18 protein-coding genes are annotated in these 17,998 nt (G+C 65.7%); 10 read left to right on the top strand and 8 right to left on the bottom strand.

What is annotated here, in order from left to right:
• The first annotated feature begins 5 nt into the window (after positions 1 to 5).
• From EV665_RS04640 to rsmA, 3 genes are all read left to right on the top strand, one after another.
• A complete protein-coding gene (locus EV665_RS04640) occupies positions 6 to 944 on the top strand; it encodes a SurA N-terminal domain-containing protein (protein WP_133033252.1) in 939 nt (312 codons plus the stop codon).
• A 79-nt stretch (positions 945 to 1,023) separates the two neighbouring features.
• On the top strand, positions 1,024 to 2,058 hold the full coding sequence (gene pdxA, locus EV665_RS04635; RefSeq protein WP_133033251.1) for a 4-hydroxythreonine-4-phosphate dehydrogenase PdxA: 1,035 nt from the start codon (positions 1,024 to 1,026) through the stop codon (positions 2,056 to 2,058).
• The gene (gene rsmA, locus EV665_RS04630) at positions 2,058 to 2,885 is read left to right on the top strand and encodes a 16S rRNA (adenine(1518)-N(6)/adenine(1519)-N(6))-dimethyltransferase RsmA (RefSeq protein WP_133033250.1); all 828 of its coding nucleotides are present in this window, start codon (positions 2,058 to 2,060) and stop codon (positions 2,883 to 2,885) included. Before pdxA ends, rsmA begins: the two co-directional genes overlap by 1 nt.
• Positions 2,886 to 3,067: 182 nt before the next feature.
• On the opposite strand, the gene gmk is transcribed toward rsmA, so the two are convergent.
• The 7 genes from gmk to fabD all read right to left on the bottom strand — a co-directional run bounded on the left by gmk (position 3,068) and on the right by fabD (position 9,972).
• Positions 3,068 to 3,727, bottom strand: a complete 660-nt coding sequence (gene gmk, locus EV665_RS04625) for a guanylate kinase (RefSeq protein ID WP_064329653.1) — start codon at positions 3,725 to 3,727, stop codon at positions 3,068 to 3,070.
• Positions 3,728 to 3,730: 3 nt separating this feature from the next.
• Complete coding sequence (locus EV665_RS04620; protein WP_133033249.1) at positions 3,731 to 4,618, bottom strand: YicC/YloC family endoribonuclease; 888 nt, start codon at positions 4,616 to 4,618, stop codon at positions 3,731 to 3,733.
• A gap of 238 nt (positions 4,619 to 4,856) precedes the next feature.
• Positions 4,857 to 6,038 (bottom strand): endolytic transglycosylase MltG, encoded by a 1,182-nt coding sequence (mltG, locus tag EV665_RS04615; protein ID WP_064329651.1) that lies wholly within the window; start codon positions 6,036 to 6,038, stop codon positions 4,857 to 4,859.
• A 233-nt stretch (positions 6,039 to 6,271) separates the two neighbouring features.
• Positions 6,272 to 7,531, bottom strand: coding sequence for a beta-ketoacyl-ACP synthase II (fabF, locus tag EV665_RS04610; RefSeq protein ID WP_133033248.1), 1,260 nt, complete (start codon positions 7,529 to 7,531; stop codon positions 6,272 to 6,274).
• Positions 7,532 to 7,639: 108 nt separating this feature from the next.
• On the bottom strand, positions 7,640 to 7,876 hold the full coding sequence (locus EV665_RS04605; protein ID WP_003531676.1) for an acyl carrier protein: 237 nt from the start codon (positions 7,874 to 7,876) through the stop codon (positions 7,640 to 7,642).
• 295 nt (positions 7,877 to 8,171) lie between these two features.
• Entirely contained in the window at positions 8,172 to 8,909 is a 738-nt protein-coding gene (gene fabG, locus EV665_RS04600; protein WP_064329649.1) for a 3-oxoacyl-[acyl-carrier-protein] reductase, read from the bottom strand.
• A 121-nt stretch (positions 8,910 to 9,030) separates the two neighbouring features.
• A complete protein-coding gene (gene fabD, locus EV665_RS04595; protein ID WP_133033247.1) occupies positions 9,031 to 9,972 on the bottom strand; it encodes an ACP S-malonyltransferase in 942 nt (313 codons plus the stop codon).
• A 195-nt stretch (positions 9,973 to 10,167) separates the two neighbouring features.
• Between fabD and EV665_RS04590 the strand changes: the two genes are divergently transcribed.
• Positions 10,168 to 11,211, top strand: coding sequence for an aldo/keto reductase (locus EV665_RS04590; protein WP_133033246.1), 1,044 nt, complete (start codon positions 10,168 to 10,170; stop codon positions 11,209 to 11,211).
• 252 nt (positions 11,212 to 11,463) lie between these two features.
• On the opposite strand, the gene EV665_RS04585 is transcribed toward EV665_RS04590, so the two are convergent.
• The gene (locus tag EV665_RS04585; RefSeq protein WP_133033245.1) at positions 11,464 to 11,817 is read right to left on the bottom strand and encodes a hypothetical protein; all 354 of its coding nucleotides are present in this window, start codon (positions 11,815 to 11,817) and stop codon (positions 11,464 to 11,466) included.
• Positions 11,818 to 12,197: 380 nt separating this feature from the next.
• Between EV665_RS04585 and rpsF the strand changes: the two genes are divergently transcribed.
• From rpsF to EV665_RS04555, 6 genes are all read left to right on the top strand, one after another.
• On the top strand, positions 12,198 to 12,650 hold the full coding sequence (rpsF, locus tag EV665_RS04580; RefSeq protein ID WP_023515802.1) for a 30S ribosomal protein S6: 453 nt from the start codon (positions 12,198 to 12,200) through the stop codon (positions 12,648 to 12,650).
• A 24-nt stretch (positions 12,651 to 12,674) separates the two neighbouring features.
• Complete coding sequence (gene rpsR / locus EV665_RS04575; RefSeq protein WP_023515801.1) at positions 12,675 to 12,923, top strand: 30S ribosomal protein S18; 249 nt, start codon at positions 12,675 to 12,677, stop codon at positions 12,921 to 12,923.
• A gap of 212 nt (positions 12,924 to 13,135) precedes the next feature.
• Positions 13,136 to 14,110: a YybS family protein gene (locus EV665_RS04570; protein WP_064329645.1), complete on the top strand. Its 975-nt coding sequence runs from the start codon at positions 13,136 to 13,138 to the stop codon at positions 14,108 to 14,110.
• Positions 14,111 to 14,132: 22 nt separating this feature from the next.
• Positions 14,133 to 14,708: a 50S ribosomal protein L9 gene (gene rplI, locus EV665_RS04565; protein WP_064329644.1), complete on the top strand. Its 576-nt coding sequence runs from the start codon at positions 14,133 to 14,135 to the stop codon at positions 14,706 to 14,708.
• Between the two features lie 315 nt (positions 14,709 to 15,023).
• Entirely contained in the window at positions 15,024 to 16,310 is a 1,287-nt protein-coding gene (locus EV665_RS04560; protein WP_064329643.1) for a cyclopropane fatty acid synthase, read from the top strand.
• A 187-nt stretch (positions 16,311 to 16,497) separates the two neighbouring features.
• Positions 16,498 to 17,997 (top strand): replicative DNA helicase, encoded by a 1,500-nt coding sequence (locus EV665_RS04555; RefSeq protein ID WP_064329642.1) that lies wholly within the window; start codon positions 16,498 to 16,500, stop codon positions 17,995 to 17,997.
• The last annotated feature ends 1 nt before the right edge of the window (position 17,998 follow it).

Below are 17,998 nucleotides of genomic sequence, written 5' to 3'. Positions count from 1 at the left end.
CTGGCATGACGGGCAGACACTCTCTGGTTCGCTCCATGATGATGGGCGTGGCGCTTGTCGCCGCGGCGACGATCGCGGTTCCGGCCGGCACGGTCCAGGCGGCGAGCGGGATCGTCGCCGTCGTCAACAACACACCGGTCACGTCAGGCGAGATCGAGCGCCGCGCCGCCTTCCTTCGCCTGCAGCGCGCTGGCGGCAATCTGCGCGCCAAGGCCCGCGAGCAGATGATCGACGAAGTGCTGAAGCGCGGCGAGATCCTGCGCCTCAAGATGTCCGTCAGCAGCGCCGAGGTGGACGCCGCCTATGCCCGCTTTGCCGCCTCCAACAAGATGTCGGTCCAGCAGCTCGGCGAGATCCTCAGCCGCGCCGGCGTCGGCTCGGATCACTTCAAGCAGTATATCGCCATCCAGATGAGCTGGCCGCGCGTCGTCAACGCCCGCTACGGCGCCGCCAAGGACAGCAAGACGCTCGTCCAGCGCATGCAGGAGAACGGCGGCAAGAAGCCGGTCACCACCGAATATTTCCTCAAGCAGGTCATCTTCGTCGTGCCGGAGAAGCGCCGCAACGCCATTCTCGGCAAGCGCAAGCAGGAGGCGGAAGCCTCGCGCTCGAAGTTCCCCGGCTGCGAGCAGGCCAAGGTCTTCGCCGCCACCATGCGCGACGTCTCGATCCGCGACCTCGGCCGCGTGCTGGCGCCGGAAATGCCGGAGGACTGGAAGCCGCTCGTCGAGAAGGCGAACGGCATGACGACGGGCACGCGCGTCACCGAGCGCGGCGTCGAATATCTCGCCATCTGCAAGAAGCGCGAAGTCAACGACGACGTGGCGGCCGAGATGGTCTTCCGCGCCGAGGACCTCAGCAAGGCCAAGGGCAACGAGGGCGACGAGAACAGCCAGAAGTACATCGCCGAACTGCGCAAGAAGGCGACGATCACCGAACGCTGATGCCGGAGCCGCGGCCCGCGCCCGCCACGGGCGCCGCGGCCGGGACGTTCCTCCTCCAACCCGCTGACGGCAGGGCCCCATGACGACGACAAGTTTTCCTCCGCTGGCGCTCACCATGGGCGATCCGGCGGGGATCGGGCCGGATATCACGCTCGCCCTGTGGTCGGCCTGCAAGACGCTGTCCCTGCCGCCTTTCCTCTTCATCGGCGATGCCGCGGTGTTGCGCGCGCGCGCCGTCGCCCTCGGGCTCGATGTTCCCGTCGCGGCGGCGGAGCCTGAGACGGCGGCAGCCCTCTTCCCGGACGCCCTGCCGGTGCTTGCCTGCGATTGCGCCGTGCCGGCCGTGGCCGGTTCACCCGATTCCCGCAATGCCGCCGCCATCACCGGTGCGATCGAGGCCGCGGTCGCCCTGACGCTTGCCGGCCGCACCGCCGCCGTGGTGACGAACCCGATCGCCAAGGCCGTGCTCTACGATGCCGGCTTCGGCTTTCCCGGCCACACGGAATTCCTCGCCGACCTCGCCGCCAAGGCGACCGGCCGGCAGGCCCTGCCCGTCATGTTGCTGGCCGGGCCGAAGCTGCGCAGCGTTCCCGTCACCATCCACATTCCCCTGAAGGACGTGCCTGACGCGCTGACGGAAGAACTGATCGTGGAAACGGCCACCATCACCGAACGGGACCTGCGCCGGCGTTTCGGCATCGCCCGCCCGCGCCTTGCCCTTGCCGGGCTCAACCCGCATGCCGGCGAAGGCGGTGCGCTGGGCCTTGAGGACGACGCCATCGTGCGCCCGGCCGTGGAGCGGCTCAAGGCGGCCGACATCGACGCCGTCGGCCCGCTGCCGGCCGACACGATGTTCCACGACGCCGCCCGCGCCACCTATGACGTGGCGCTCTGCATGTATCACGACCAGGCGCTGATCCCGGCCAAGGCGCTCGGTTTCGACGATTCCGTCAATGCCACGCTGGGCCTGCCTTTCATCCGCACCTCGCCGGACCACGGCACGGCCTTTTCGCTTGCCGGCAAGGGCATCGCCAGGCCCGACAGCCTGCTTGCCGCCCTCCGCCTTGCCCACGACCTCGCCCGGCATGAACGGGCCGCGAAGGAGACCGCCTGATGGCCGCACTCGACGGGCTGCCGCCGCTCCGCGACGTCATCCAGCGCCACGGGCTGGACGCGAAGAAGGCGCTCGGCCAGAACTTCCTGCTCGACCTCAACCTCACCCAGAAGATCGCCCGCACCGCCGGCCCGATCGAGGACCATACGGTGATCGAGGTCGGCCCCGGCCCGGGCGGCCTGACGCGCGCGATCCTGGCGCTCGGCGCCAAGCGGGTGATCGCCATCGAGCGCGACGCGCGCTGCCTGCCGGCGCTGGCGGAGATTTCGGAGCATTATCCGGGCCGCCTGACGGTCATCGAAGGGGACGCGCTGAAGACGGATTTCGAGGCGCTGGCGCCGGGCGAGCCGGTGCGCATCATTGCCAACCTGCCCTACAATGTCGGCACGCAACTTCTCGTCAACTGGCTGCTGCCGAAGGCCTGGCCGCCCTTCTGGGACTCGCTGACGCTGATGTTCCAGCGCGAGGTGGGCCTGCGCATCGTGGCGGAAGAGAATGACGACCATTACGGCCGGCTCGGCGTGCTCTCAGGCTGGCGCACCCATGCCCGCATGGCCTTCGACGTGCCGCCCCAGGCCTTCACGCCGCCGCCGAAGGTCACCTCCTCCGTCGTGCATCTGGAGCCGGTGGCAAACCCCTTGCCCTGCGACGTCGCCGCGCTGGAGCGCGTCACCCACGCCGCCTTCGGCCAGCGCCGCAAGATGCTGCGCCAGAGCGTCAAGTCGCTCGGCGGCGAGGCCCTGCTGGCCCGCGCCGATATCGACCCGCAGCGGCGGGCGGAGACGTTGAGCGTGGAAGAATTCGTGCGGCTGGCGAACGCGCTGTAAGGTTTAGGGACCAGCCCCTCCTCCGGCCTGCCGGCCACCTTCTCCCCGCAAGCGGGGCGAAGGGATATGCCGCGCCGGTTTCCCCAACCAATACCGTTCGTTTGGCAAGTCCCCTCTCCCCGCTTGCGGGGAGAGGGTTAGGGTGAGGGGCAATCCCGCGTAAAGAGGATGCGGACGAACGCCTACAAAACCGGCTTCTCCGTCACCAGCTTGGTCACGAACTCGAACAGCCCGTGCCGCCGGTCGCGGCGCAGGCGTTCGGCCTTGACGATGCTCTGCACGGCATCGAAGGCGACGGAGAGGTCGTCGTTGAGGATGACATAGTCGTATTCCCGCCAGTGCTCGATTTCGGCGCGGGAATTGGCAAGGCGCGTCTGGATGACCTCCTCCGTATCCTCGGCCCGGCGGTGCAGGCGCGACTGCAGCTCGGTCATCGAGGGCGGCAGGATGAAGATCGAGACGACGTCGGCCGGCATCTTCTCCTGCAATTGCTGGGCGCCCTGCCAGTCGATGTCGAACAGCATGTCGCGGCCGGCGGACATCGCCTCCTCCACCGGCTCGCGCGGCGTGCCGTAGAAATTGCCGTGCACCTCGGCCCATTCGAGCAGCGCGTCGCTGTCGCGCAGCCGCTCGAATTCCTTGTGGTTGATGAAGTGGTAGTGGCGGCCGGCGATCTCGCTCGCCCGGCGCTGGCGCGTGGTGACGCTGACCGACAGGCTGAGGCCCGGATCGGCTTCCAGCAGGTTGCGCGCGATGGTCGACTTGCCGGCGCCCGACGGCGAGGAGATGACGAGCATGAGCCCGCGGCGTTCGATGTGGATATGCTTCGACGGCTCGGCCATGGCCTACTCCAGATTCTGGACCTGTTCCCTGAACTGGTCGATGACGACCTTCAGTTCGATACCCGCAGCCGTTACAGCAGCGGCGTTCGACTTGGAACAGATCGTATTCGATTCCCGGTTAAATTCCTGTGCGAGAAAATCGAGCTTGCGGCCGATCGGTCCGCCCTCGGCGATCAGCTCGCGCGCCGCCGCGACATGCGCCTTCAGCCGGTCGATCTCCTCGCGCAGGTCCGCCTTGGTGGCAATGAGCGCCACTTCCTGGTGCAGGCGGTCGCGGTCGAGCGCCGTCGTTCCCTGCAGGAGCGTGGCGACCTGCGCGGAAAGCCGCTCGGCGATGGCCGGGACGCTGCGCGAGGGATCGGCCTCGACGGTCGCCGTCAGCGTCTCGATGCGGGCGACCTGGCCGAGCAGCACCCCGGCGAGCGCCGCGCCCTCCTTGCGGCGCATCTCGGCAAGACATCGGATCGCCTCGGACAGCCCCGCGCGGATATCGGCATCGCGCGCCGCGCGCTCGGCCTCGCTCTCGTCCGTCTCGCGGAAGTCGACGACGCCGCGCACGGTGAGCAGCGTATCGAGCCTGAGCGGCGCCGGATCGATCATGCCGGCCAGCTGCTCGCGCAGCGCCAGCACCGCGGCAAGCGCGCCCTGGTTCACCACCGCCTCGACCTGCGCCTCGCTGACACTCACGGAAAGCCCGATCTGCAGGTTGCCACGCGCAAGGCTTTCGCCGGCAAGGCGCCGCACGTCGCCCTCCAGCGCCTCGAAGCCGGGCGGTAGGCGCAGCCTGATGTCGAGGCCCTTGCCGTTGACCGAGCGCAGCTCCCATGCCCAGCGCGTGCGCCCGCTGGTTCCCTCGACCCGTGCAAAGCCGGTCATCGATTGCAATGTCATGTCGTCCTCCAGTGGCGCCCGGCGACGGCAGGTCGAACCGGAAGGCGGGGCAGCCGAAACGCGCGGCAGGCGCGCAAAACCATCTCCCAAAGTGGAGCAGTTTCACGGGGTTGGAAACCGGGCAGCGTATGGAACGTCGCGCGATCCACATCAAAGGTGAGGATGAGCCGGAAGGCATGCCCCTGAAAACAAGATGGCCCCGGGGATACCGGGGCCGTCCTGCAAGAATGGAGGGTATTTATTGCGACCCCGCGGCTTCCGCCTCTTTCGCGGCCTCGGCCGCCTTTTCCGCTTCCAGCTTGCGCCAGCGGCGGACATTCTGGTTGTGCTCTTCCAGCGTCTCGGCGAAGACATGGCCGCCGGTGCCGTCGGCGACGAAATAGAGGTCCGGCGTGCGCGAAGGGTTGGCGACCGCTTCCAGGGCGGCCCGGCCCGGATTGGCGATCGGCGTCGGCGGCAGGCCCTTGATGATATAGGTGTTGAACGGCGTCTGCTTTTCGAGATCCGACTGGAAGATCGGGCGGTTGGCCGGTTTGCCGTCGCCGCCGAAGATGCCGTAGATGATCGTCGGGTCGGATTGCAGACGCATGCCCTTGTCCAGGCGGTTGAGGAAGACCGAGGCGACGCGCGGCCGCTCGTCGGCCCGGCCCGTCTCCTTCTCGACGATCGAGGCGAGCGTGACGAATTCCTCGCGCGTGGCGATCGGCAGGTTGTCGTCGCGGCGCTCCCAGATCTGGTCGATCAGCGCCTTCTGCGCGTCCTGCATCTGGTGAAGGATATCGGCGCGCTTGGTGCCGCGCGAGAACTTGTAGGTGTCGGGCATCAGCGAGCCTTCGACCGGCAGGTCCGCCGGCAGGTCGCCTTCGAGCACGGGATCGTCCTGCAGGCGCTTGAAGACCTGCTTGACCGTCAGCCCCTCCGGCACGGAGACGCTGTAGAGGATCGACTTGCCGGATTTCAGGAGTTCGACGATCTCGCGCATCGTCGCGCCGGCCTTGATCTCGTATTCGCCGGCCTTCAGCGTCTCGCCGTCGAGATAGATGCGCGAGAGCACGCGGAAGACGCGGCTGTCGGTGATGACGTTGTTGCGCTCGAGATTGGCCGCGATCTCGTTCGTGCCGGCGCCGGCGCGCACGATGAAGTTCGTGTTGGCCGTCAGCGGGCCCGGCTCCTCATAGCTCTTCACGCCGTAATAGAAGATGCCGATGCCGATGATCGTGGCGAAGACGACCACGGTCATGACGAAATTCAGGAAGATGACGATCTGGCTGCGCGCCTTGCGCGAGCGGCGACGGCTCGGCGGCTGCGGCACCTGCTCCGGCCGAAGGGCCTCGTTGGCGGATTTGGGGATGATGCGCGACTGGCCGGAGGCCTCGCCGCGGCCAAACTGCGTCTCGCCGGGTTCGTTCGTGTCGCTCACGGACTGTCCTCATGTTCGGGCATTGCTCGATGCTATCGATCAGAGCAATACGGCAAAAGCGGGATGAACCCGCTGCATATATCGATGCTCCGAGCCGCCCCCCTCATCCAGCCCTTCGGGCCACCTTCTCCCGGCGGGGGAGAAGGAAGGGAGGATGCGGCGTCTCGGTTCTCCCCTTCTCCCCCGCGGGGAGAAGGTGCCGGCAGGCGGGTGACGGGGCTTGCCGGCGGCGTTCAGGCGTAGCGCTTGAGAACCAGCGATGCGTTCGTCCCGCCGAAGCCGAACGAATTGGACAGCGCCACGTTGATCTCGCGCTTGCGGGCCTTGTGCGGCACCAGGTCGATCGCCGTCTCGACGTCGGGATTGTCGAGGTTCAGCGTCGGCGGAGCGATATTGTCACGGATCGCCAGCGCGGTGAAGATCGCCTCGACCGCACCGGCGGCCCCCAGGAGATGGCCGATCGCCGACTTGGTGGACGACATGGAGACGCGCGAGGCGGCATCGCCGACAAGGCGCTCCACCGCGCCGAGCTCGATCGTGTCGGCCATGGTGGAGGTGCCGTGCGCGTTGATGTAGTCGAGCTCGCTCGCCGGGATGCCGGCGCGCTTCAGCGCCATCTGCATGCAGCGATAGGCGCCGTCGCCGTCCTCGGACGGGGCGGTGATGTGATAGGCGTCGCCGGAAAGGCCGTAACCGACGACTTCCGCATAGATCTTCGCGCCGCGCGCCTTCGCGTGTTCCAGCTCTTCCAGGACGACGACGCCGGCGCCCTCGCCCATGACGAAGCCGTCGCGGTCCTTGTCATAGGGGCGCGAGGCGGCGGTCGGGTCGTCGTTGCGCTCCGTCGAGAGCGCCTTGCAGGCGGCAAAGCCGGCGAGCGCGATGCGGCAGATCGGCGATTCGGCGCCGCCCGCCACCATCACGTCGGCGTCGCCGAGCGCGATCAGCCGGCTGGCGTCGCCGATGGCGTGCGCGCCCGTCGAGCAGGCGGTGACGACGGAATGGTTCGGGCCGCGCAGCTTGTGCTTGATCGAGACCTGGCCGGAGGCGAGGTTGATCAGGCGGCCGGGAATGAAGAAGGGCGAGACGCGGCGCGGGCCCTTGTCGCGCAGCGTATAGCCGGCCTCGACGATGCCATCGAGGCCGCCGATGCCGGAGCCGATGAGCACGCCGGTCGCGATCTGGTCCTCGTCGGTCTTCGGGTGCCAGCCGGCATCGGCCAGCGCCATGTCGGCGGCCGCGACGGCGTAGACGATGAAGGGATCGACCTTGCGCTGCTCCTTCGGCTCCATCCACTGGTCGGCATTGTAGGTGCCGTCGGTGCCGTCGCCGAGCGGGATCGAGCAGGCAATCTTCGCGGGGAGGTCGTCGACCTCGAAGGTGGTCACCCTGGCGGCACCGCTACGGCCTTCGAGAAGCCGGCTCCAGGTAACTTCGGTGCCACAGCCAAGCGGGGATACCATGCCGGTACCCGTGATAACGACACGCCTCATCGTCCGTGATCCACCCTTATGTATTCTATATCTATTGCCCCAAGAGGAGGTGCGGTCCCGGGCGGGACCGGGACGGACCGCCCGAAAGGCGGCCCGCCGGAAGTCAGATCAGGCCTGGGCCTTCTCGATGAACTTGACGGCGTCGCCGACCGTCAGGATCGAGTCGGCGGCATCGTCCGGGATCTCGACGCCGAATTCTTCTTCGAACGCCATGACCAGTTCGACGGTGTCGAGCGAGTCCGCGCCAAGATCATCGATGAAGCTTGCGCCTTCGCTGACCTTTTCGGCGTCAACGCCCAGATGATCAATGACAATTTTCTTTACGCGTTCTGCGATATCGCTCATGTCGGATTCCTCGACCTTTGTTTTTGATCGGCGCCTGTCACGGCACCGGACACTCAACACGCCCGATGTGCCTCAAGAACACATCCGGCAATCCCTTCAACCGGGCCATTCAACTGGCAATGCGGCATCGGCGATACTGTTCCGTACCACCGGATCGCTCGGGCATTTACCGGTCGACTGCTGACAGTCATGGCCCGATTAACACGGTTTAAGTCTGCCGCAAAGTCCGAAAATGCCCGGCGCGCCAGCGGTCAACATGCTATTCATGCTGCAACGCCGGGCACTTGGCCCTGCATCAGATCATCGCCATGCCGCCGTTCACGTGCAGCGTCTGGCCCGTCATGTAGGACGCTTCCGACGAGGCGAGATAGGCGACGGCGGAGGCGACTTCCGCGCCGGTGCCCATGCGCTTCATCGGGATGGCGCCCATGATCGCTTCCTTCTGCTTGTCGTTCAGCTTGCCGGTCATGGCGCTTTCGATGAAACCGGGGGCGACGCAGTTGACCGTGACGTTGCGCGTCGCGATCTCCTGCGCCAGCGACTTGGTGAAGCCGATCATGCCGGCCTTGGAGGCGCAGTAGTTCGCCTGGCCGGGATTGCCGGTGACGCCGACGACGGAGGTGATGTTGATGATGCGGCCGTAACGGCGGCGCATCATCGGGTGGGTGAGCTCGCGCGTCAGGCGGAAGACGGCCGTGAGGTTCACTTCCAGAACCGCATCCCAGTCGTCGTCGCTCATGCGCACGAACAGGCCGTCCTTCGTGATGCCGGCATTGTTGACGAGGATGTCGACGCCGCCGAGCTCGGCCTCGGCCTTCTCGCCGAGCGCCTTGACTTCGGCGCGGTCGGAAAGGTTGGCTGGGAAGATGTGGACGCGTTCGCCGAGTTCATTGGCAAGCGTTTCCAGCTTCTCGACGCGCGTGCCATGCAGGCCGACGATGGCGCCCTGGGCATGGAGGATGCGGGCGATCTCTTCGCCGATGCCGCCGGAAGCGCCGGTAACGAGAGCCTTGCGGCCGGAAAGGTCAAACATGGATAGGCTCCTGTGTGTTGAGCGAATGGAAACAGGAATTAGGCAGTAGGAATTAGGCAATAGGGATGCTCATTCGAAGCCGATTCCAGACCCTATTGCCTATTGCCTATTGCCTAATTCCTCAGATCAGTGCCGACAACGCATTGTCGATATCCGCCGGGCCGTTGATGGCGATGCCGGTGACGGACTTGTCGATGCGGCGCGCGAGGCCGGTCAGCACCTTGCCGGAGCCGACTTCATAAAGCGTGTTGACGTTGTTCGCCGCGAACCATTCGACCGTCTCGCGCCAGCGCACCTGGCCGGTGACCTGCTCGACGAGCAGGCGCACGATCTCGTCGGGGTCGCTCACCGGCGCGGCGCGCACATTGGCGACGACCGGCACGACCGGCGCCTTCGCCGAAACGCCCGCCAGCGCCTCGCGCATGGCTTCGGCGGCCGGGCCCATCAGGGCGGAATGGAAGGGCGCGGAGACGGTGAGCATCAGCGCGCGCTTTGCGCCCTTTTCCGTCGCGAGCCGCGCGGCGACCTCGACGGCCGGCTTGGAGCCGGAGATGACGAGCTGGCCGCCGCCATTGTCATTGGCGATCTGGCAGCTGCCGCCGGTGGAGGCTTCCCTGCAGACGGCTTCGACATCCGCCTGTTCCAGGCCGATGATGGCGGCCATGGCGCCCTCGCCCACCGGCACGGCCGACTGCATGGCATTGCCGCGGATGCGCAGCAGCCGCGCGGTATCGGCCAGCGTGAAGGTGCCGGCGGCACAGAGCGCCGAATATTCGCCGAGCGAATGGCCGGCGACATAGGAGACCTGGTCCTTCAGCGACAGGCCGCGCGCCTCGAGCACGCGCATGACGGCGATCGACACGGCCATCAGCGCCGGCTGGGCGTTCGCCGTCAGCGTCAGCGTTTCTTCCGGCCCCTCGAACATGATGGCGGAAAGCTTCTGGCCGAGGGCCTCGTCGACCTCCGCGAAAACGGCGCGCGCCTCGGGGAAGGTTTCGGCGAGATCCTTGCCCATGCCGACGGCCTGGCTGCCCTGGCCGGGGAAGGTGAATGCTACGCTCATAGGGGTGTCTCCCGTCTCATGTTTTCTTTTCCATTCACATTCCGGCCCGGCGAGTCAAGGCGTGCGGCGGGCTTCAGGCACCCCGAAGCCGGCATTTCCAAGGCCTTCGCACAGGGAAAAGGCGCTTTGCATCTTGCGCTTCGCAAAGAGAGCCGCCTACAGTCGCGCCGTTCCCACAACAGGATTTCTCCTCCCATGAAATACAATCCGCTTGGCCGGACCGGCATCAGTGTGTCGGAAATCTGCCTCGGCACGATGACCTGGGGCTCGCAGAACAGCGAGAAGGACGCGCACGACCAGCTCGACTATGCGTTCGCCCAGGGCGTGAACTTTATCGATACGGCCGAACTCTACCCGACGACCCCGCTTTCCGCCGAAACCTACGGCGATACCGAACGCTTCATCGGGGCCTGGATGCAGGCGCGCGGCAACCGCGACAAGGTCGTCCTCGCCACCAAGGTCGCCGGGCCCGGCCGCCCCTATATCCGCGACGGCGCGCCGATGAGCCGCGCGGGCATCCTCGCAGCAATCGACGGCAGCCTCCAGCGCCTGAAGACCGACCATGTCGACCTCTATCAGCTACACTGGCCGAACCGCGGGCATTACCATTTCCGCAACGCCTGGAGCTACGACCCGTCGAAGCAGGACCGCGAAAGGGTCGCCGCCGAGCTTCTGGAGATACTCGAAACCATCGGCGACCTCGTGAAGGCCGGCAAGGTGCGGGCGCTCGGCCTGTCGAACGACACGGCCTGGGGCACGATGCGGATGCTGACGCTCGCCGAGGACAAGGGCCTGCCCCGCGTCGCCTCGATCCAGAACGAATACAACCTGCTCTACCGGGCCTACGACCTCGACCTTGCCGAAGTCTCGCACCACGAGGATATCGGCCTGCTCGCCTATTCGCCGCTCGCCGCAGGGCTCCTGACCGGCAAATATCTCGACGGCGCCCGGCCGGAGGGCTCGCGCCTGACGAAGAACGGCGACCTTGGCGGCCGCTACCAGCCGCTGCAGGAGCCGGCCGTGCGCGCCTATGTGGAGCTGGCGAAGGAGCACGGGCTCGACCCCGCCCAGATGGCCCTCGCCTTCTGCCTGACACGGCCCTTCATGGCCTCCGTCATCATCGGCGCGACGTCGATGGAGCAATTGAAGACGGATATCGGCGCGGCGGACGTCACGCTCCCGCCCGACGTGCTGAACGGCATCCGCCGCATCCACCGGCTCTATCCCGCGCCGATGTGAAGCGAATGCTTATGGCGTAAAGTATTGGGATGCCGCGTGGATCCTCGCCTCAAGGACGAGGATGACGAAAGAAGCGAGGCAAGAGGATCGCAGGAAAGGGTGCCGCATGCCGCACCGTTCAATGCATCGGAAGCCTCTGCCTTCCCTCCGTCATCCTCGGCCTTGAGCCGAGGATCCACGCGGCAGGCTCAACCGAGAATCGAGAAACCCGCCGTTTCCGGCGGGTTTTTCTTTTGCCTCATGCGGGTGACGTTACGGGTTTGTGGTGGTTGCACCACCCTCGACACCGCCGTCCGGCTGGCTTTCCAGCGGCTGCGTGCCGGTGGCACCGCCCGCCTGGCCATCCGTGGCCGTGCCGTCGGCCGGCGCCGTGTCGGTGGTGCCGATGGCCGACGTGTTGGCGTTCGGGTCGACGCCGTCACCCGGCGTGCCGCTGCCGACGAAATAGAAGATGCCCACGGCGACGAGCACGGCAAGGATGACGGCCACGGCCCAGCCGCCCGTGCCCCTCCCGCTGCTCTGGTTCACGACGGTCGGTCCGCGATCATCCACCGGGCGCGTGATGCGATCTTCCGGGGGACGATTGACAAGGTTCGGGTCTTGCATGTCGGTCACTCCATCTGGTTGGGTATCTGGTTGGATCGCAATGAACAACGCGGCGTCTTCCTTTTGGTTCCAGCCTGTTGCAAAACGAGGCAGCGCGTTCCGGTCTCGGGTCTTGTATTTTGCTCCGGGTCTTGCTTTCGGCCGGAAAACCCGTATAAGGCGCGCTGTTCAACACACCCGGTCAATCGGCTGGTGGCTGAACGGAGGGCCGGCGGTCCTAAGAAACCGCCGTTGGAGCCAAGGGCTCCGGCCTCCCGTGTCTCCGCTCTCGACCGTCTGGATTAAACGCTTTTCTTGCTTCGGGCTTCTTGAAGCCCCTGAGAACTGTCGTTGAGGCTTGGCGCCGGTTTCGGGTGTAAACGCAAGAAAGGCAAAGCCACATGGCTCTTTACGAACATGTCTTCCTGGCCCGCCAGGACGTGTCCGCCCAGCAGGTCGACGCTCTCGTCGAACAGTACAAGGGTGTGATCGAATCGCTCGGCGGCAAGGTCGGCCGGGTTGAGAACTGGGGCCTCAAGTCCCTCACCTACCGCATCAAGAAGAACCGCAAGGCGCATTACGCGCTGATGGACATCGACGCTCCGGCCGCCGCCATCCACGAGATGGAACGCCAGATGCGCATCAACGAAGACGTTCTTCGTTACATGACCATCGCCGTGGAAGCCCACGAGGAAGGCCCGTCGGCCATGATGCAGAAGCGCGACCGCGACGACCGTCCGCGTCGTGACGGCGACGACCGCGGCCCGCGCCGCGATTTCGGCGACCGTCCGCGCCGCGACTTCGGCGACCGCCCGCCGCGTGGCGACCGTCCGGCCCGCGAAGACCGCGCGTAATCGAAGCAGAAGGAGTTTATTACAATGGCTGATGTTTCTTCCGCTCCGGCACGCCGTCCGTTCCACCGCCGCCGCAAGACCTGCCCCTTCTCGGGCGCAAACGCTCCGAAGATCGACTACAAGGACGTCCGTCTCCTGTCGCGCTACATTTCCGAGCGCGGCAAGATCGTTCCGTCCCGCATCACGGCCGTTTCCCAGAAGAAGCAGCGCGAGCTCGCCAAGGCGATCAAGCGCGCCCGCTTCCTCGGCCTGCTGCCCTACGTCGTAGCGTAAGGACGTGACTCTGCGGCCTGACTCGACGTCGGGCCGGGACACCTGACTCCGGGGAAGACGGCCCTGCCGCCTTCCCCCTTTCCCTTCCGCGTTGGGCGCGGATCGGAGCCGCCGACCTTGAGAAAGGTCAAAATCCCATGTTGGGGAGACGGTCCTGAACAGGTTTGTCAGGAAACTCCTCTAACTGTCTGACCAGACAGGACAGCGAAGCCGTGAAGACCCTGACGCCGACATCGATTGCGACCGGCCTGATTGCCGGTGTGACCGCCGCTCTGCTTTCGCTGAGCGCGAATGCGCAGTCGACGCTGGCGATCGTGCTTTACGCCGCGTCCGCCCTTCCCATTCTCATTGCCGGCCTCGGCTGGGGCAATGCCAGCGCGCTGATCGCCGTCGTCGCCGGCGGCGCGACCGCCTCCATGCTGGTCTCCTCGCATTTCGCGCTTCTGATCGTCATCATCACGCTGATCCCGGCCGGCTGGCTTTCCAACCTTGCGAATCTGGCGCGCCCCGCTTCCGAACTCGGCGGCCCGGAAGACGCGCTCGCCTGGTATCCGCTGTCCAACATCCTTGCGCACCTTGCCGTCATGGTGACGCTCGGCATGATCGCCGTCGGCGCGATCGTCGGTTACGACAGCGCCATGGCGAGCCAGCTCGTCGACATCGTCATCCAGACGCTGAAGGCGCAGGAGCCGCTCTACAATCCCGACGCCGCCGCCGTCGCGCAGTTGAAAGCCATCTTCGCCCTCGCGCTGCCGCTGGTGCAGGGCGCGCTGTGGGTGTTCCTGCTGTTTGCGGCCTACTACGTCGCGACCTTCATCGTGCGCCTGTCCGGCCGCGGCCTTCGCCCCCGCGAGGACATGCCCTCGACGCTGCGCATGCACCGCAACGCGATCTTCTTCTTCCTCGCCGGCCTCGTCCTCGCCTTCATGGGCGGCGTGCCGGCGATCATCGGCGCGCTCGTCTGCGGCACCTTCGGGGCCGGTTTCGTGCTTGCCGGCTTCGCGAGCCTGCATTTCAGGACGCGCGGCAAGCCGTGGCGGCTTTTTGCCCTGTGGTTCGCATATCTCTCGGTATTGCTCTTCACGATACCGGTCTTCGCCATCCTCGTCCTGGGCCTGATGGACACGCGGCGCACCATCGCGCTGACGCCCGCCGGCCCGGCGAAAAACAAGAACCAGAATCCCTGAACGTCACGAAAGGAACTCTCACATGGACGTCATTCTCCTCGAACGCATCGCCAAGCTCGGCCAGATGGGCGAAACCGTAAAGGTTCGCGACGGCTTCGCCCGTAACTACCTGCTGCCGCTCGGCAAGGCGCTGCGCGCCAACGAAGCCAACAAGAAGCGCTTCGAATCCGAGCGTGCGACGCTCGAAGCCCGCAACCTCGAGCGCAAGTCGGAAGCCCAGACGGTCGCCGAGAAGCTCGACGGCAAGTCCTTCGTCATCGTCCGCTCCGCCGGCGAAACCGGCCAGCTCTACGGCTCGGTCGCTGCCCGCGACGTCATCGAGACGCTGGCTGCCGAAGGCTTCAACGTCGGCCGCAACCAGGTCGAGCTCAACACCCCGATCAAGGCGATCGGCCTGCACAAGGTCGTCCTGCACCTGCACGCCGAAGTCGAGATCGCCATCGAAGTCAACGTTGCCCGCTCCGCCGACGAAGCCGAGCGCCAGGCCAAGGGCGAAAGCCTGACCTCGGCCGACGCCATCTACGGCGTTGACGAAGACGCCCTGACCGCGGCCGACTTCTTCGACCCGGAAGCCGACGGCGAAGGCGACGAAGCCTGATAACGACAATGAGCCGGCTTTGCCGGCTCATTTGTTTTGGGGCTGCGGGTGAGGCGTGGATCCGCAAGCAAGCCCGCGGTGAAAGCGGGGAGGAGATGCTGCCCCTCTTTCCTCATCCTCGGGCTTGACCCCGAGGATCCACGCGGCGCCTTCGCGCCCTGGCCAGGCGATGGCCAAAAAGCACGGCTTGAAATCCGATTTTTCGCATCAATATTTATACGTCGTTAGACTGGATTGGCGGTCGGGCCGCTTCCCAGGCCGGTTTCCGACCAGACCCGTTCCGCCAGATTTTTTAAGCGCGACGGAGTTTAGCGAATGAAATTCATTGTACAGGCTCTCGTTTCCCGCCTCGTCGAGACCGGAAATCTGACGATCACCTATCCGGACGGCACCAGCCAGAGCTTCGGCGACGGCACCGGAAATCCCGTCCACATGCGTCTCAACACGAAAAAAGCACTCTGGGGCCTCGCCCTCGACCCCGCCTACTATCTCGGGCACCACTATGGCACGGGCGATATCGACATCGTGGAAGGCGATATCTACGGCCTGCTGAAGACCGTCTTCACCGGCAATCCCGATTTCAAATATTACGACAGCCGCTGGAACCATTTCCTGGAGCGGGTGCGCTACCTCTTCCGCTGGGTGCGGGAGAAGAACAGCATCGTGCGCTCGCGCAGGAACGTCCAGCACCACTACGACCTCACGGGCGCGCTCTACGATCTCTTCCTCGATGAGGACCGGCAATATTCCTGCGCCTATTTCGAGCGGCCGGACCAGACGCTGGACGAGGCGCAGCTTGCCAAAAAGCGCCACATCGCGGCCAAGCTCAACATCAACCGCCCGGGCCAGAGCGTGCTCGACATTGGCAGCGGCTGGGGCGGCATGGCGCTCTATCTCGCCCGCCAGCTCGGCGCCAAGGTGACGGGCGTGACGCTCTCCGACGAGCAGCACGCCCTTTCGCAAAAACGGGCGCGCGAGGCCGGATTGACGGGCGAGGTGAACTTCCTGCTGCAGGATTACCGCAACACGGAAGGTCCGTTCGACCGTATCGTCTCCGTCGGCATGTTCGAACATGTCGGCCGGCCGAACTATCTGACCTATTTCCGCAAGAGCGCGTCGCTGCTCAAGCGCGACGGCGTGATGCTGCTGCACACGATCGGCCGCACGGACCGCCCCTCGGCCAACAATCCGTTCATCGAGAAGTACATCTTCCCCGGCGGCTACATCCCTGCCCTCTCGGAGGTCATGCAGGCGGTGGAGAAGAGCGGCCTTGCCGTGACGGACGTGGAGATCCTGCGCCTGCACTATGCCGAGACGCTGCGCCACTGGCGGGAGCGCTTCATGGCCCGGCGCGAGGAGGCGAAGGCCCTTTACGACGAAAAGTTCTGCCGGATCTGGGAGTTCTACCTCGCCGCCTCCGAGAGCGCCTTCCGCTGGCAGAACCTCGTCGTCTTCCAGCTCCAGCTCGTCCACGATCAGGAGGCCGTGCCGCTGACGCGCGAATATATCGGGCGCGGCGAGGATTGCCTCAAGGCGCACGAGGGCAATCCGAAGGGCGAGCGCCGCGGCGCGCGGCAATTCCCGCAGGAAGCCTCGCTCTGAGATTCGGGAGCGAAGTCAACCGAAAGACAGCAGGCCCGGCGCAATCCGGGCTTGCTGTGTTCCTGCCGCCTGTGGAAAAGTCTAAGACCGGGCTTAATGGACGGGGCGAGTCGGAACCGCTTGACCCCCGGCGGCAAAGCAACCAAACCAGCGGCCTTCGCAAACAGGGATGGGGAGATTCGGGACGATGAACGACGCCGTGCGCAAGCTCAACCAGGCCGGCCGCGACAATGCGGAGCTGCATCATCGCGAGGCACCGAACAACATCGAGGCCGAACAGGCGCTGCTCGGCGCGATCCTCGTCAACAACGATGCCTACTACCGCGTCTCGGACTTCCTGAAGCCCATGCACTTCAACGAGCCGCTGCACCGCAAGATCTACGAGCTTGCCGGCGACACGATCCGCATGGGCAAGATCGCGACGACGATCACGCTGAAGACGCACCTGCCGGCCGACGGCAAGGTGGGGGACCTCACGATCCCGCAATATCTCGCGCGCCTTGCCGCCGAAGCGGTAACGATCATCAACGCGGAGGACTACGGCCGGGCGATCTACGACCTGGCGCTCCGCCGCTCGCTGATCAATATCGGCGAGGACATGGTCAACATCGCCTATGACGCGCCGCTCGACATGCCGCCGCAGACCCAGATCGAGGATGCCGAACGGCGCCTGTTCGAGCTGGCCGAGACGGGCCGCTACGACGGCGGCTTCCAGTCTTTCAACGATGCCGTCGCACTGGCGATCGACATGGCGGGCGCCGCCTTCGAGCGCGACGGCTCGCTGTCGGGCATCTCCACCGGCATCCATTCGCTCGACGCCCGCATGGGCGGCCTGCAGCGCTCCGACCTGATCGTGCTCGCCGGCCGTCCCGGCATGGGCAAGACCTCGCTCGCGACCAACATCGCCTACAACATCGCCGCCGCCTATGAGCCGGAAGTCCAGGCGGACGGCTCGTTCAAGGCGAAGAACGGCGGCGTCGTCGGCTTCTACTCGCTCGAAATGTCCTCCGAACAGCTCGCCACCCGTATCATCTCCGAGCAGACGGAAGTCTCCTCGTCGAAGATCCGCCGCGGCGACATTTCCGAGGCCGATTTCGAAAAGCTCGTCGCCTGCAGCCAAATGATGCAGAAGGTCCCGCTCTATATCGACCAGACCGGCGGCATCTCCATCGCCCAGCTCTCCGCCCGCGCGCGGCGCTTGAAGCGCCAACGCGGCCTCGATTGCCTCGTGGTGGACTATATCCAGCTCATGACCGGCTCGGGCAAGTCGAGCGACAACCGCGTGCAGGAGATCACCCAGATCACGACGGGCCTCAAGGCGCTCGGCAAGGAACTGAACGTGCCGATCATCGCGCTCTCCCAGCTTTCCCGTCAGGTGGAAAGCCGCGAGGACAAGCGCCCGCAACTGTCAGACCTTCGCGAATCGGGCTCGATCGAGCAGGACGCCGACGTCGTGCTCTTCGTGTTCCGCGAGGAATATTACGTGAAGAACCTCGAACCGCGCGACGAATTCGACCCGAAATACGAAGAATGGAAGATGCAGTTCGAGAAGGTGAAGGGCACGGCGGACGTGATCATCGCCAAGCAGCGTCACGGGCCCACGGGCACGGTGAAGCTCGCCTTCCAGTCGGAATATACCCGCTTCACCGACCTCGCCGACCCGTCCTTCAGCCAGTACGACCACTGAG

The organism is Shinella granuli (genome assembly GCF_004341885.1).
Taxonomy (GTDB): Bacteria; Pseudomonadota; Alphaproteobacteria; order Rhizobiales; family Rhizobiaceae; genus Shinella; species Shinella granuli.
Note: the sequence above shows the minus strand (reverse complement) of the source record. Positions and strands in the feature narration are given on the sequence as shown.